The organism is Rhodococcus koreensis, assembly GCF_900105905.1.
GTDB lineage: Bacteria > Actinomycetota > Actinomycetes > Mycobacteriales > Mycobacteriaceae > Rhodococcus_F > Rhodococcus_F koreensis.
Genome location: NZ_FNSV01000005.1, coordinates 3,153,200 through 3,166,732, shown reverse-complemented (window position 1 = coordinate 3,166,732; position 13,533 = coordinate 3,153,200). Strand labels below are relative to the sequence as shown.

The window sequence follows — 13,533 nt, the reverse complement described above, 5'->3', positions numbered from 1 at the left end:
CACCCGTGAGTACTTGTCAACCGCGGGACGTTGACAAGTACTCACGGCTCATACTGGATGTAGCGACGCACCTCGCGCGCCCGCTCCGCTCCGGCGAAGCGGGCGACGAGGTGCAAAGCCATGTCGATGCCCGCGGACACACCGGCCGAGGTGATCACGTCGCCGTCGTCGACGAACCGGTCGTCCGGCCGCACGACGATGCTCGGGTCGATCTCCGCCAGCAAACCCAGTGACGCCCAATGCGTCGTCGCCGGCCTGCCGTTCAGCAGGCCGGCTTTCGCGTAGACCAGGGAACCCGTGCACACGCTGGCCATCAACGGAACCTCGGCGCGCAGCCTGCGGACCCAGCCGAGATGGGCGTCGTCGAGCAGCTGCGGACGCGTGCCCTGGCCGCCCGGGTGGATCAGGACGTCGAGCGGCGGGGCGTCGGCGTAGGAATGATGCGCGCCCAGGACGAGCCCCTTGGCGCACTGCACACTCCCACCCGATGCGGACAGGCAGAACACCGCGTAGCCGTCGTCCGGGTACATCCGCGTCCACGCGGACAGCACCTCCCACGGTCCGACGGCGTCCAATTCCTCGACGCCGTCGAACAACACGATCCCGATGTGCTTCACCCTGAAATGCTACCGCCCGTGAGTACTTGTCAACCGCGGGACGTTAACAAGTACTCACGGGCGGAGGTTCGCAGGTCTGGTTTGCGGATCTTGCCGGTCGCGGTGCGGGGGAGTCCCTCCGCGATCCGAATGAACGTGGGAATCTTGAACCCCGCGAGCTTCTCTCGCAGCCGGGCGCGCACCGTGTCCTCGTCGAGGGCGGTGCCGTCGGCGGCGACGACGAAGGCCATGCCGGTCTCGCCCCACTTCTCGTGCGGGACGCCGATCACCGCCGCCTCCCGGACGCCGTCCAGCTTCAGCAGCGCCGCCTCGACCTCGGCGGGGTAGACGTTCTCGCCGCCCGAGATGTACATGTCCTTGTAGCGGTCGCAGATGAAGAGGAAGCCGTCGTCGTCGAAGTAGCCGGCGTCGCCGGTGTGCAGCCAGCCGTTCACGATGGTGCGGGCGGTCGCCTCGGGCTGATTCAGGTAGCCGAGCATCACGTTCGGCCCCTTCGCGACGATCTCACCGACCTCGTTCGGTTCGGCGCTCGACCCGTCGGGGCGGACGACGTCGACGTCGGTGAAGAACGTTCGCTTGCCTGCGGATCCGACCTTCGCGCGGACGTCGTCCCCCGACAGCATGGTCACCGACGGCGCGGTTTCCGTCAGACCGTACGCCTGCGCGATCGCGACGCCGCGTTCCTGCCACGGCGAGATCAGCGCTTCGGGCAGGGGAGCCCCGGCGACGCAGATGGCCCGCAGGCTGGACAGGTCGGCGCCCGCGAACCGGGGGTGGTGCCAGAGTTCCTGGATCATCGTGGGGACCGCGAAGAACGTGGTGATGCGTTCCTTCTCGATCGTGTCGAGAACGGCGCCGGCGTCGAACTTGCGCAGTAGCACGACGGTGCCCCCGGACAGCAGGGTCGGTGTGACGGCTCCGCCGATACCGCCGATGTGGAACAGCGGCGCCACCGACAGCGTGCGTTCCTTGGACGTCATGTCCTGGGCGAGAAGCTGGTTCATGGCGTTCCACAGCATGTTTCCGTGGCTGAGCATGACGCCCTTCGGTGCGCCGGTGGTGCCCGACGAGTACATGAGCACCGACAGGTCGTCGAGACCCACCTGCTCGTCGATGCGGGTGTCGGGCTGCCCGGCGCGCACACTCTCGTAGGTGTGGGCGGACCACGAGTCGGTCAGCCCGATCCAGGTGGTGACCGGGGACTCCGACTGCGCCAGCTCCTGCGCGACGTCGGCCTGCTGAGTGCCGAAGATCACTGTGGTGCAGCGTGAATCGCCGAGAACGTAGCGCGCTTCCTCGGCGGTGAGACGAGCGTTGAGTGGGAGATACGTGGCGCCGAGCAGCCCGGCCGCGAACATCACCTCGAGCGCCGCGGGGTCGTTGAACCCGAAGAAGCCTACGCAGTCACCCTTCCCGACGCCGAGGGCGCGCAGGCCGTGGGCGAGCCGGCGGGTCCGCAGGGCCATCTCCTCGTAGGTGACGGCTCGTCCGTCGAAGACGAGCGCCTCGTTCCCCGGCGTCATGATGATGCGGCGCTCGAGCCACGAGCCGATGCCTTCGTTGTCCATGGTGACTCCTCGTTCTCTTCGAAACTACTCTCGGGCTCGTGTCAGGCAGACGGGGTGTCTGCGCTCAGGTCGTTGTCCTTGCTTTCCTTCGTCGCGACAAGGAAGACGGCGCTGACCACGCACAGTGCGATGACGAACAGCCCGACCGGGACGATCGACTTGCCGGACGACGCAAACAGTGACGCCAGGATGACGGGGGTGAATCCCGCGCCGACGAGCGTGGCCAGCTGGTATCCGAGCGACGCCCCGGTGTAGCGCGCGCGGGTGCCGAACTGCTCGGAGATGAATGCGGCCATCGGCCCGTAGGTGGCCGAGTGGCAGAGGGTGTACCCGACGAAGGCGAGCGCGATGAACGGGAACTGTCCCGTGCCCAGCAGCAGGAACAGTGGGTAGACGCTGAGGATCATCGCCGCGAGACCGGCGAGCATGACGGGTCGGCGGCCGATCCGGTCGGACAGCCGCGCCGATCCGAGAACCAGGAAGATCGCACAGAACTGGCAGAAGGAGAACGCCAGCAGCGCGTCGGACCGCGGGGCGCCGCTCGACACGGCGTACGTGATGGCGAAAGTGGTGAACGCGGTCTGCATTCCGAAGCTCGCGATGCAGCTCATCGACGCCACGACGACCGCGCGTGGCCGCTTCAGGATGGTGACGATGGGCGGGGTGGTGTCCTTCTGGGCCGATTCCTTCAGCGCCGCCGTGAACAGCGGGCTCTCCGACACCTTGGACCGGACGAACAGGCCGAGGGCCAGCATGAGCGCCGAGATGAGGAACGGAATGCGCCAGCCCCACGTCAGGAACTGCTCGTCGGGCAGTAGGGACACGGCGGCCAGGGCGAGGGTGCCGAGCAGTGCACCGGTCGGCGCACCCGCGTTGGTGAACGCCGCGGCGAAGCCGCGTTTGCCGGATTCGGCGTGCTCGAGCGACATCAGCGCTGCGCCACCCCATTCGCCGCCGACGGCGAGTCCCTGGCAGACGCGGAGGAGGACGAGAAGCACCGCCGCCCAGGATCCGATCATCTCCGGCGGGGGAATGAGCCCGATCGCGAACGAGGCGATCCCCATGACGGTCATGGAGATCAGCAGCATCGCCTTCCGGCCGACGGTGTCGCCGAAGTGGCCGAAGAGGATTCCGCCCAGCGGGCGTGCGACGTAGCCGGCGGCGAATGTTCCCATCGACGCGATGGTCGCGGCGAGCGGGTCCAGGCCGGCGAAGAACACCGGGCCGAAGACGAGGGACGCCGCGGTGGCGTAGAGCAGGAAGTCGTAGAACTCGATGGTGCTGCCCAGGTAGCTCGACAGGATCACCCTGCGAACTTCCTTCTTGCGTCGGGTGGCCGACATGGTGCCGGCGGTGGCGGTGACCGTCATCGATACTCCTTGGCCGAGCGTGGGACAACAGAGCGGAGCGCATGTGTAGCGCGGATCACAATTAAACATTAATCATTGAAGTTGTCAATGGAAGAGATTGCCAACGCTTCGGGGGTCGTGGTCGCAGACGGCCGCCGGGGCCGCGGCTCGCGTGAATCATTCACGCGGGCAATCGGACCCGTCAGGACCGTGTGAGCCTGCGCCCGATGATCTCCTTCATGATCTCGGTGGTGCCGGCGTAGATCGGCCCGCCGCGGCAGTCGAGGTAGTCCTGCGCGACGTCGTACTCGCGCATGTACCCGTAGCCGCCGTGTAGTTGGACCGCCCGCTGGACGACCCGCTGCTGCAGCTCGGTGATCCACCATTTCGCCATCGCGGCGGTCACTTCGTCGAGCGCGCCGTGCGCGGCGTCGAGGATGCAGCGGTCCGTGAAGCACTGCGCGATCTCGATCTCGGTGGCGAGTTCCGCGAGGTAGAAGCGGTTGGCCTGGAAGTCGGCCACCCTCCGGCCGAACGCCGTGCGGTCGCAGCTGTACGTCAGGGCCTGGTCGAACGTGCGGCGCATCGACGCCATGGACGTGACGGCCACGCTGAGACGCTCCTGAGGCAGATTGTGGCGCAGGTAGCCGAAGCCGGCGTTCGGTTCGCCGAGGACGTTCTCACGGGGGACGAGGACGTCGTCGAACACGAGCTCGGCGGTGTCCTGGGCGCTCAGCCCGACCTTGTGCAGCGGGCCGTTGCGGGTGAATCCGTCCATTCCGGCTTCGACCACCAGCAGGCTCATGCCCTTCTTGCCCGCGGCCGGATCCGTCTTGGCCACGACGATCACGAAGTCGGCGAGCATGCCGTTGCTGATGAAGATCTTGGTCCCGTTCAGGACCAGGTCGTCGCCGTCGACGACGGCGGTCGTGGAGATCGCGGCCAGGTCGCTACCCGTGCCCGGCTCGGTCATTGCGATCGCCCCGATCTTCTCGCCGGTGCACAGGGGTGTCAGGAATCGGTGCTTCTGCTCCTCGTTCGCGAGCGAGGCGAGGTAGGGCGTGACGAGGTCGTTGATGCCGGCCAGGCCCATCACGACGGCGGGCGCCCCGACGCGGCAGAGTTCCTCGATGACGATGGCATTGAAACGGAAGTCGTCGGTTCCGCCACCGGCGAATCGCTCCTCGACATTGATCCCGAGGAGCCCGAGCTTGCCTGCCTGACGGTAGACGTCCCGATCGACCTGCCCCGCATCGGCCCATTCGCGAAGGCGTGGGGCGACGTCACGTTCGGCGAATCGGCGCACCGTGTCCCGGAACGCATCGTGATCGGCGTCGAAGATGGTCCGTTCCAGTGCAACCGGAGACATGCAAGGTTCCTTTCGTCGGCAGGCGCGCATTGCACGCCTGCATGCCCGAAAGGAACCTATCTATCAATCATTGATAATGTCAATGATTAGGGACGGTCGCCGACGTCAATACCAGTACTTCCGCCCGCCGACCGCGCGGCCCGTCGTGCCCAGCAGCAGAAGTACGAGGCCGACGACGAGGAGGATGATTCCGATCGTCGTGAGAATCGAGATCCCCGTGACGAGGCCGATGACGAGCAGGATGAGTCCGAGAACGATCACGGTCTTCCCTCTTTCGGTTGACTGCTTGGAACTACTGACTCGGTTGCGGCACTTCACAATCGATCTTCGGGTTGACACCCGCATAGTTGAGCGGCCCGGCGATCACGGTGACGGCGATCGTTCCCGCGCTGGCGCAATCGGCCTGCGCGTCCTTGAAATAGCCGCGCTGGAACACGGCGATGGCGCCGATGATCAGCCAGATGATCACGATCAGCGACAGGAGCCGTCCGATACGCATTTCCGACCTCCCGTGTGGGCACCGGCACCGGGCCGGTGAACCTGTCGTACCCGAACGCTATGTCGCCGACGTGTCGGTCGGCTTCGCGTGTGCTCCATGGGTATTCGTGGAGCTCGTGCCGTCGGTCCGGGCGTTGGCCGGTCCGACGTCGGTGGTGCGGGCGTCCGCGGCCCTGGCGTCGGTGGTGCGGGCGTCGGTGGTGCGGGCGTCGTTCGAGGCGGCACCCGTCGCCTTGACCTCGGGATCGAGCTCGTCCGCCCTCTTCCACTCCTGCTTCAGGTCGTCACGAGACGTGGTCGCCGTGTTCTGGTGAGTCTGCGCATCGACCTGTAGTCGCTTGGCCTCGGCGGCCTTCGCCTCCGCCTCCGCCTGGGCCTTCCGTGCATTGGCCGCAGTCTCCTCCGCCAGCGCTTCGCGCTTCTCGACGACGGACGTCTGCTCCTGCGCCTTCGCGCGGATGCTGTCGGCCTCCCGGTGGCGGCGCTCGTTGCGCTTGCGTGACGCCGCAATGAGCAGCGCGGCCACGGCGAGTACGACGACGATCGCGACGATGATCCAGATGATGGTCATGGTGTCCATTGGCTACTCCCAGCAGTCGTGTTGTTAAAGTACCCAGCCCGCAAACCCGGCAAACAGACCGTGAGCCAATCGCAATCAACGGGCAGGTAGGTCCAGCAGCCGGAGTACTGGAACAGCCCGGCATTCCACTACCGTGAACTGCATGAGCGAGTTGCTGGAACGCGACGGCGTGCGCGGACATCTCCACCGTCCCGCGGGAGACGCGTCGGCCGGGCTGGTTCTGACGCACGGGGCGGGAAGTGACTGCGACACAAAGCTGTTGCGTGCCGTGGCCGACGGGTTCGTGCAGCAGGGGGTGGTGGTCCTGCGGTTCGACCTCCCGTTCCGGCAGCGCCGAGCGTCGGGTCCGCCACACCCGTCGAAGGCGGCGGAGGACCGGGAGGGCATCGCGGCCGCGGTGGCCGTGATGCGGGAGTTGGTGCCGGCGCCGGTGTGGGCGGGCGGGCACTCGTACGGTGGGCGTCAGGCGTCCATGCTCGCCTCGGAGCGTCCGGGTCTCGTCGACGCCCTGCTCCTGCTGTCGTACCCGCTGCATCCACCGGCCAAGCCGGAGAAGCTTCGCACCGAGCACCTGCCCGGCCTCCGCACCCCGGCCGTGGTGGTGCACGGGTCGAAGGACCCGTTCGCGACCCCCGACGAAATGCGGTCGGCGCTCGCACTGATCCCCGCTCCGACGACGCTCGTCGAACTCGAGGGTGCCCGGCACGATCTGGCCCCGGACAGGTTCCCGGTGGTCGAACGCACGGTCGCGGCCATGCTGGACCTTCTCTAGGGCGGCCGAGAGCGTCCGCCCGTGGTCGGTATGTTCGGTGAATGAGCAACGAGCAGTCGGACGCGCCCCATTGGTTCACCACGGCAGTGGCGGCCCCGGTCGACATCGGCCGGGTGGACGTCGCCGGTGCGGAGGTCCACTACCGCGCGTGGGGCCCGACGGGCACGCCCGGACTCGTTCTCGTCCACGGCGGCGCCGCCCACAGCCGATGGTGGGACCATGTGGCACCCATGCTGGCCACGGGCCGCCGCGTCGTCGCACTCGACCTGACCGGGCACGGAGACAGCGACCGCCGCCAGGAGTACGGACTGGAACGGTGGGCGGAGGAAGCCCTCGCCGTCGCCAAACCGGCGGGCATCTCGGGCGCGCCGGTGCTGGTCGGGCACAGCATGGGCGGAATGGTGTCGTACGTGGCAGCGCAACTGTTCGGCGAGGACCTGGCCGGTGTCCAGCTGATTGATTCGCCCGTCCTCGCGCGCACACCGGAAGAGGAAGAAGCGCGGAAGCAGCGGGCCTTCGGTCCGAAGAAGGTCTACCCGTCCCGGGAGGTGGCGCTGCAGCGGTTCCGGTTCGTCCCGCCGCAGGACACCGCGGTGCCCGCCGTCCTGCGCCACGTCGCGGAGACCTCGATGGAGGAGGTGGACGGCGGGTGGTCGTGGAAGTTCGATTCCTCGTTCTTCTCCCGCGAGGGCAGCGGCCATCTGGGTGCGTCCGACCCGCGCTGCCGCCTCGCCTACTTCCGCGCCGAAAACGGCATCGTCACCGACGCCATGATGGACAGCATGCGCAGCCGATTCGGGCCGACCGCGGTGGTCGTCGAGATCCCCGACGCCGGACACCACGTGATGATCGATCAGCCGCTCGCGCTGGTCGTCGGTATCCGGACGGTGCTCGCGTCGTGGGACGTGGAGGATTCGGTGGCCGGGATGCCGGGCTGACTCAACTGACTCAGTCGCCGGTCCGCACGGCGGCGACGAACTGCTCGATCAGCGCCGCATCCTTCACCCCGCGGGACGATTCGACGCCGCTCGACACGTCGACACCCCACGCGCCGGTCGCGTCGACGGCGGCGCGCACATTGCCCGGATGAAGCCCGCCGGCGAGGATCCATTCGCCGTCGGGCCGTCTCTGGTTCGCCCAGTCCCAGGGCACGCCTGCCCCGGCGGTGGCCCCGTCGACGAGGATGCGGTCTGCTCCGAAATCGCCCGAGGTGTCACCGGCGACGACGGCACGGATCACGCCGAGGCCCGCCTCCCGCAACCGGGTGACGTCGTCGGCGGAGGTCAGGTCGTGCACCTGGACGGTGCCGAGACCTGCCGCGGCGGCGATCTCGATCACCTCCGGAACGGGACTCCCCTTGAACACGCCCACCGCGACCGTGTGACCGGTGACCCGGCGGACCAGCGGTGCGGCTTCCTCGGCGGAGATCCGGCGGACGCTGTCGGCGAACACGAAACCCACGGCGTCCACGCCGAGGCGCACGGCCAGATCGACGGAGGCCTCGTCACGCAGGCCGCACACCTTGATGAATGTCACCCCCGCAATTTTACCGGTCGCTCCGAGTCGCCGACGCGGTGCGGGTTCGCGCTCTAGGCTTCGGAACGTGGAATGGCTCAGCGACGTCAGCGTGATCTCAGGGCCTCTGCCCTGGATCCTCACGGGGATCGGCGCGCTCGGCGGCGTGTGGTTGCTCGCCGCCCGCGCCCCCTGGTACCGCACGAAAGCTGTTCCGATCTGCCTGGCCGTGTCGGTGGTCGTCACCGTCGTCCTGTACGTGATGGTCGAAAAGGTTCTCCGGCCGTTCCCCGACCCCATCGAGATGTCCATCTACGTGTGGATCGGTCTGGGGCTCTTCGCGATCATCCTGCTCGTGCCGCGGATCCGTGCGGGCCGGACAGTGAAAGCCGCCGTCGGGTCGGTTCTCGCGGTCCTCGCCGTGCTTCTCGCGTCCGCGACGCAGATCAATTGGGTGTTCGACGCCTATCCCACGGTGGGCACGGCATTCGGGGCGGAGCCGTTCGACCGCGTCCAGATGAACGACCTCGGCAGCTCCACCGAGAACGTCGTGACGGGAACGCCGCTCGACGCGTCGTGGACGGCCCCGCCCGGGATGCCCAGCGAGGGACGGGTGCTGACGGCGGCCGTTCCCGGGACGGCGTCGGGGTTCGCCGCCCGCGACGCCGAGATCTACCTGCCGCCCGCCTACTTCGCCAACCCGCGCCCGCTGCTGCCCGTGCTCGTGATGCTGGCCGGCCAGCCCGGCTCGCCGGAGGACTGGTTCGCCGGAGGCAAGCTCGCCACCACGATGAACGAGTTCGCCGCGAAACACGATGGACTGGCCCCGATCGTGGTGGTGGCGGACGGCACCGGTTCGCAGATCGCGAACCCCCTGTGCACCGATTCGAAGCTGGGCAACGTGGCCACGTATCTGGCGAAGGACGTTCCGTCGTGGGTGAAGTCGAACCTGCAGGTGAACCCGGACCCCAAGGCGTGGGCCATCGGCGGCCTGTCCTACGGCGGCACCTGTTCGCTGCAGATGGCCACGAACTATCCCGACGTGTATCCGACGTTCCTCGACATCTCGGGTCAGGAGGCGCCCACGCTCGGCGACCACCAGCGCACCCTCGACGACGGCTTCGGCGGTGACGAGGCGGCGTTCAAGAGGGTCAACCCGCTCGACCTGATGGCGGCGAACAAATACCCGGACTCGGCCGGGGTCTTCGTGATCGGCAGCGACGACGATGCCTACAAGCCGGGAGCGCAGAAGGTCTATCAGGCCGCGAAGAACGCCGGAATGGACGTGCAGTACGTGGAAGTGCCTGGCGGGCACAGCTTCGCGGTGTGGTCGGCGGGACTGGAGAAGGAAATGCCCTGGCTGGCACAGCGGTTGGGGCTGATCGGTTCGTAGGCACCCGCCACGGCCGGAGAGGGGCGACATGACGGCGGCAGCGCGCGTACTGCGGGTGGGTTCGGCCCTGCCCGACCCGCCGTTCGAGTTCCGGGACGGCGAGGCGCCTGCGGGTTTCGACGTTGAGTTCACCCGGGCGCTCGCGCAGGAACTCGGCCTCGACTGGTCGCTCGTCCCGTACCGCGGCACCGACTTCAACGGCATCTTCGACGCACTGGCGGACGGCGAATTCGACTGCATCGCCTCGGGAACCACCGTGACGCCGGAGCGGCGGACGCGTGCCGATTTCTGCGCCCCGTACCTCGTGTCGGGTCAGTCCCTGGCCGTCGACACGTCCCGGCATCCGGGCGTGCGCGGGGTCGACGACCTGCGCGGCCTGACCGTCGGTGTCCAGCACGGCAACACCAGTCAGCCGATCGTCGATCGCCTGGTCGCGGAGGGCCGCGTGGGCGCGATCCGGGTGTACGCGTACGACCGGATCGGACAGGCCCTCGACGACCTGTCCTCGGGCGGGTGCGACGCCGTCATGAAACTCGCGCCGGTCCTCACCTGGCTGGTCCGGGACCGCCCGCACGTCGAGGTGGTCGAACGGGGGATCTCCCGGGAGGAGATCGCCGTCGCCGTCCGCACCGGTGATCGCGCGCTGCGTGACCGCATCGAGTCGGCGCAGCGCGCCCTGGCCGCGGACGGCACCCTCGACCGGCTGCGGTCGAAGTGGCTCGGGATCGGTGGAACGGACGGTGGCTCGCCATGACACCTGTCCAAGAATAGGAACGTGTTCTATATTTGCGGCAACCCTTTGTCTCTCGGCGACTGGAGTGCCCGGCATGTATGAGTGGTCAGATACCGACCTGATGTTCCGCGACGCGATCCGCGGCTTCATCGACAAGGAGATTCGACCGCACGTCGACAAGCTGGAGACCGGCGAGCTGCCTCCGTTCGACATCATCCGCAAGCTCTTCGCCACCTTCGGCCTGGACGAGATGGCCCGGGAGGCGCTCACGAAGTCCCTGGACCGCGAACGCAGCGGCGACGCGGCAGCCGGCGCGAAGGAGGAGAAATCCGGCGGCCTCGGCGGCGCGGGCAGCATGGGCGTCATCATGAACGCCGAACTGGCGGGCGTCAGCCTCGGGCTCGTCGCCTCGCTCGGGGTGAGCCTCGGGCTGGCGGCGGGCACCATCCGCAGTCGCGGGACGCTGGCGCAGAAGGAGCGCTGGCTGCCCGGTCTGGTCACGTTCGAGAAGGTCGGAGCGTGGGCGATCACCGAGCCCGACTCCGGCTCGGACGCGTTCGGCGGCATGAAGTCCTACGTGCGCCGCGACGGCGACGACTACATCCTCAACGGGCAGAAGACGTTCATCACCAACGGTCCCTACGCCGACGTCATCGTCGTCTACGCGAAACTCGACGAGGGGGACTCGTCCGTCGACCGCCGCGACCGGAAGGTCCTCGCCTTCGTCCTCGACGCGGGCATGGAGGGGCTCACCCAGGGGGCGCCGTTCAAGAAGATGGGCATGAACTCCTCGCCCACCGGGGAACTGTTCTTCGACAACGTGCACCTCACCCGCGACCGTCTGCTCGGCGAGACGGAGGACGGCGGCAAGTCGGACGGCAAGTCCAGCGCGAAGGAGAACTTCGCGGCCGAACGGATCGGTATCGCATCGCTGTCCCTCGGCATCATCAACGAGTGCCACCGACTCTGCGTCGACTACGCCAAGTCCCGCAAGCTGTGGGGCAAGGAGATCGCCCAGTTCCAGCTCGTCCAGCTCAAGCTCGCCGAGATGGAGATCGCGCGCATCAACGTGCAGAACATGGTCTTCAACGCCATCGAGCGCACGGCGGCGGGGGATCGGGTGAGTCTCGCGGAGGCGTCGGCGATGAAGCTCTACTCCTCGCGGGCCGCCACCGAGGTGGCGATGGAGGCGGTGCAGCTGTTCGGCGGCAACGGCTACATGGCCGAGTACCGGGTCGAGCAGCTCGCGCGCGATGCGAAGTCGCTGATGATCTACGCCGGCAGCAACGAGATCCAGGTGACGCACATCGCGAAGGGCCTGCTGGCGATGTGAGGTCCGCCCCGGGAACAAATGTCGTACGGCGTACGTTGGTGGGGTGTCGTCAACGAAAGGACACACCGTGAAGGTCACCGCGAGCGCACTGTCGCTGAACGTCGCAGACCCCGTCGCGTCGGCCGAATTCGCCAAGTCCCACCTGGGCTTCGTCGAGGAGATGGCCGCCGAGGGCTTCGTGTCGCTCAAGCGTGCGGACGTCGGCTTCAATCTGGTCTTCCTGAAGACCGGACTGGAGACGTTCAAACCCGCGCGGATCGCCGGTGACGCCGGCCAGGGGCTGCTGATCGCACTCGTCGTCGACGGCATCGACGGCGAATACGAGCGACTGCAGGCGGAGGGCGTCCCGATCGTGACGCCCATCGAAACCGAGCCGTGGGGCGAACGCTACTTCCAGATGAGCGACCCGAACGGGGTGATCATCCAGTTGGTCGAATGGGTGTAGCGGTCACACCGCCGCGAGAAACGGCTCGACGGCCGCGAGCACCTCGGTGCTCGCGGCCACCGCCGTCGAATGGTCGAAACCGGGCAGGATCGTCAGCGACGCACCGGGAATCAGCGCCGCCACCCGCCGGGTGTCGCCGATCCGCTCGGCGTCGTTCGAGCCGACGAACAGCAGGGTGGGGACGGCGATCCGGCGCAGGACGTCGTCGTCGACTCCCGGCTCCACACCGGAACGCCGCATGTACGCGGCGAGCGCCTTCGCGTCGTTCGCCATGAACGCCGCCCGCGTCCCGGCGTCGATCGGCCACCCGCGCCGGGCATTCCACTGCCCCAGGAACGCCTCCATACCGTCCCGCTCGAGGACGTCGATGCAGCCCGGGAAGAACAGCCGGTCGAACGCGCCTGCCTGCGGGAGGCTGCTGCCACCGCCGACGATCAGGCTCTCCAGACGTTCGGGCACGCCGACCGCCAACGCCAGCGCGACCCGGCCGCCGAGCGAATACCCCAGCACGTGCGCGCTGGGAAGCTCCAGGTGGTCGAGGACCGCCAGGACGTCGCCGCTGAGCAGATCCATCGCGTACGCGTCCTCGTCGTGCGGCTTGTCGCTGCGCCCGTGGCCCCGCAGATCGACCAGGATCAGCCGGTACCGATCACGCAGCGCGGCGACGTAACCGAATCCGCGCCAGATCGCGTGGGAGAGAGCCGTGCCGTGGACGAGGACGAGCGGTTCCCCGTCGCCGACGGTCTGGTACGCGATCCGGACGCCGTCGACGGGATTGGTAGCGTGCTGCACCCGCCCAGTCTGCAGCACGCGCGTCGCGGCCGACTCGCGGACTGCACTCGGGCGCACAGGTCGGGGGCGATACTGGTGGCATGCCGATTCCCCCGAACCCCGCGCTCGACCCCGAGGAACTGCTGGCCGTGGCGATCGCCGAGGCGGAACTCGGCAAACGTGAGGGCGGAATCCCGATCGGGGCCGCGCTGTTCGCCGGCGACGGAACCCTGCTGGGCCGCGGCCGCAACCGGCGGGTCCAGCACGGCGACCCGTCCGTCCACGGCGAGACGGACGCGTTCCGCGCCGCCGGGCGCCAGCGTGACTACCGCTCGACGATCATGGTGACCACTCTGTCGCCGTGCTGGTACTGCAGCGGACTGGTCCGGCAGTTCAACATCGGCGCGATCGTCGTGGGGGAGAGCGTCACGTTCACCGGCGGTCACGAATGGCTCCGCGAGAACGGCGTCGACGTCACCGTCCTGCGCGATCAGCACTGCATCGACCTCATGGCCGAATTCATCGAGCGCAGGCCCGCACTGTGGCACGAAGACATCGGCGTCGCCGAATGAGCTTCGCCCGTGCGCCTT

16 protein-coding genes are annotated in these 13,533 nt (G+C 68.0%); 7 read left to right on the top strand and 9 right to left on the bottom strand.

Going from position 1 to position 13,533, the window contains the following annotated elements; translation table 11 throughout:
• Nucleotides 1–41: 41 nt before the first annotated feature.
• From BLV94_RS19150 to BLV94_RS19125, 7 genes are all read right to left on the bottom strand, one after another.
• Nucleotides 42–617, bottom strand: coding sequence for a DJ-1/PfpI family protein (locus BLV94_RS19150; protein WP_072947570.1), 576 nt, complete (start codon nucleotides 615–617; stop codon nucleotides 42–44).
• A 29-nt stretch (nucleotides 618–646) separates the two neighbouring features.
• Complete coding sequence (gene couL / locus BLV94_RS19145; protein WP_072947567.1) at nucleotides 647–2,185, bottom strand: p-hydroxycinnamoyl-CoA synthetase; 1,539 nt, start codon at nucleotides 2,183–2,185, stop codon at nucleotides 647–649.
• Between the two features lie 41 nt (nucleotides 2,186–2,226).
• On the bottom strand, nucleotides 2,227–3,555 hold the full coding sequence (gene couT / locus BLV94_RS19140) for a p-hydroxycinnamate MFS transporter (protein ID WP_072947565.1): 1,329 nt from the start codon (nucleotides 3,553–3,555) through the stop codon (nucleotides 2,227–2,229).
• A 181-nt stretch (nucleotides 3,556–3,736) separates the two neighbouring features.
• On the bottom strand, nucleotides 3,737–4,903 hold the full coding sequence (gene couH / locus BLV94_RS19135) for a dihydro-p-hydroxycinnamoy-CoA dehydrogenase (protein ID WP_072947563.1): 1,167 nt from the start codon (nucleotides 4,901–4,903) through the stop codon (nucleotides 3,737–3,739).
• Between the two features lie 105 nt (nucleotides 4,904–5,008).
• Nucleotides 5,009–5,164 carry a DUF6131 family protein gene (locus BLV94_RS49605; RefSeq protein ID WP_095863450.1) on the bottom strand — a complete coding sequence of 52 codons (156 nt, stop codon included), beginning with the start codon at nucleotides 5,162–5,164 and terminating at the stop codon, nucleotides 5,009–5,011.
• A 31-nt stretch (nucleotides 5,165–5,195) separates the two neighbouring features.
• Complete coding sequence (locus BLV94_RS19130; RefSeq protein WP_072947562.1) at nucleotides 5,196–5,402, bottom strand: hypothetical protein; 207 nt, start codon at nucleotides 5,400–5,402, stop codon at nucleotides 5,196–5,198.
• Between the two features lie 57 nt (nucleotides 5,403–5,459).
• Nucleotides 5,460–5,981, bottom strand: a complete 522-nt coding sequence (locus tag BLV94_RS19125; RefSeq protein WP_072947561.1) for a hypothetical protein — start codon at nucleotides 5,979–5,981, stop codon at nucleotides 5,460–5,462.
• 133 nt (nucleotides 5,982–6,114) lie between these two features.
• Between BLV94_RS19125 and BLV94_RS19120 the strand changes: the two genes are divergently transcribed.
• Nucleotides 6,115–6,753, top strand: a complete 639-nt coding sequence (locus tag BLV94_RS19120; protein WP_072947560.1) for an alpha/beta hydrolase family protein — start codon at nucleotides 6,115–6,117, stop codon at nucleotides 6,751–6,753.
• A gap of 41 nt (nucleotides 6,754–6,794) precedes the next feature.
• Nucleotides 6,795–7,691, top strand: coding sequence for an alpha/beta fold hydrolase (locus tag BLV94_RS19115; protein ID WP_072947559.1), 897 nt, complete (start codon nucleotides 6,795–6,797; stop codon nucleotides 7,689–7,691).
• A 10-nt stretch (nucleotides 7,692–7,701) separates the two neighbouring features.
• Here the strand turns inward: BLV94_RS19115 and BLV94_RS19110 are convergent, their stop codons facing one another.
• On the bottom strand, nucleotides 7,702–8,289 hold the full coding sequence (locus BLV94_RS19110; protein ID WP_072947558.1) for a phosphoribosylanthranilate isomerase: 588 nt from the start codon (nucleotides 8,287–8,289) through the stop codon (nucleotides 7,702–7,704).
• Between the two features lie 67 nt (nucleotides 8,290–8,356).
• Between BLV94_RS19110 and BLV94_RS19105 the strand changes: the two genes are divergently transcribed.
• The 4 genes from BLV94_RS19105 to BLV94_RS19090 all read left to right on the top strand — a co-directional run bounded on the left by BLV94_RS19105 (nucleotide 8,357) and on the right by BLV94_RS19090 (nucleotide 12,172).
• Nucleotides 8,357–9,661, top strand: a complete 1,305-nt coding sequence (locus tag BLV94_RS19105; protein WP_072947557.1) for an alpha/beta hydrolase — start codon at nucleotides 8,357–8,359, stop codon at nucleotides 9,659–9,661.
• Nucleotides 9,662–9,689: 28 nt separating this feature from the next.
• Nucleotides 9,690–10,415 carry an ABC transporter substrate-binding protein gene (locus BLV94_RS19100; RefSeq protein WP_072947556.1) on the top strand — a complete coding sequence of 242 codons (726 nt, stop codon included), beginning with the start codon at nucleotides 9,690–9,692 and terminating at the stop codon, nucleotides 10,413–10,415.
• 73 nt (nucleotides 10,416–10,488) lie between these two features.
• A complete protein-coding gene (locus BLV94_RS19095; RefSeq protein ID WP_072947555.1) occupies nucleotides 10,489–11,727 on the top strand; it encodes an acyl-CoA dehydrogenase family protein in 1,239 nt (412 codons plus the stop codon).
• A gap of 67 nt (nucleotides 11,728–11,794) precedes the next feature.
• Entirely contained in the window at nucleotides 11,795–12,172 is a 378-nt protein-coding gene (locus BLV94_RS19090; protein ID WP_072947554.1) for a VOC family protein, read from the top strand.
• Nucleotides 12,173–12,175: 3 nt separating this feature from the next.
• On the opposite strand, the gene BLV94_RS19085 is transcribed toward BLV94_RS19090, so the two are convergent.
• Nucleotides 12,176–12,982, bottom strand: a complete 807-nt coding sequence (locus BLV94_RS19085; protein ID WP_074933772.1) for an alpha/beta fold hydrolase — start codon at nucleotides 12,980–12,982, stop codon at nucleotides 12,176–12,178.
• Between the two features lie 62 nt (nucleotides 12,983–13,044).
• Here BLV94_RS19085 and BLV94_RS19080 point away from each other — a divergent pair, with 62 nt between their 5' ends.
• The gene (locus tag BLV94_RS19080) at nucleotides 13,045–13,515 is read left to right on the top strand and encodes a nucleoside deaminase (RefSeq protein WP_072947550.1); all 471 of its coding nucleotides are present in this window, start codon (nucleotides 13,045–13,047) and stop codon (nucleotides 13,513–13,515) included.
• Nucleotides 13,516–13,533: the final 18 nt, after the last annotated feature.

Bases quoted from the DNA above. Each gene is read 5' to 3' on its own strand.
- couL (WP_072947567.1), bottom strand. From the start codon at position 2,185: ATGGACAACGAAGGCATCGGCTCGTGGCTCGAGCGCCGCATCATCATG.
- couT (WP_072947565.1), bottom strand. From the start codon at position 3,555: ATGACGGTCACCGCCACCGCCGGCACCATGTCGGCCACCCGACGCAAG.
- couH (WP_072947563.1), bottom strand. From the start codon at position 4,903: ATGTCTCCGGTTGCACTGGAACGGACCATCTTCGACGCCGATCACGAT.
- BLV94_RS19130 (WP_072947562.1), bottom strand. From the start codon at position 5,402: ATGCGTATCGGACGGCTCCTGTCGCTGATCGTGATCATCTGGCTGATC.
- BLV94_RS19125 (WP_072947561.1), bottom strand. From the start codon at position 5,981: ATGGACACCATGACCATCATCTGGATCATCGTCGCGATCGTCGTCGTA.
- BLV94_RS19115 (WP_072947559.1), top strand. From the start codon at position 6,795: ATGAGCAACGAGCAGTCGGACGCGCCCCATTGGTTCACCACGGCAGTG.
- BLV94_RS19100 (WP_072947556.1), top strand. From the start codon at position 9,690: ATGACGGCGGCAGCGCGCGTACTGCGGGTGGGTTCGGCCCTGCCCGAC.
- BLV94_RS19095 (WP_072947555.1), top strand. From the start codon at position 10,489: ATGTATGAGTGGTCAGATACCGACCTGATGTTCCGCGACGCGATCCGC.
- BLV94_RS19080 (WP_072947550.1), top strand. From the start codon at position 13,045: ATGCCGATTCCCCCGAACCCCGCGCTCGACCCCGAGGAACTGCTGGCC.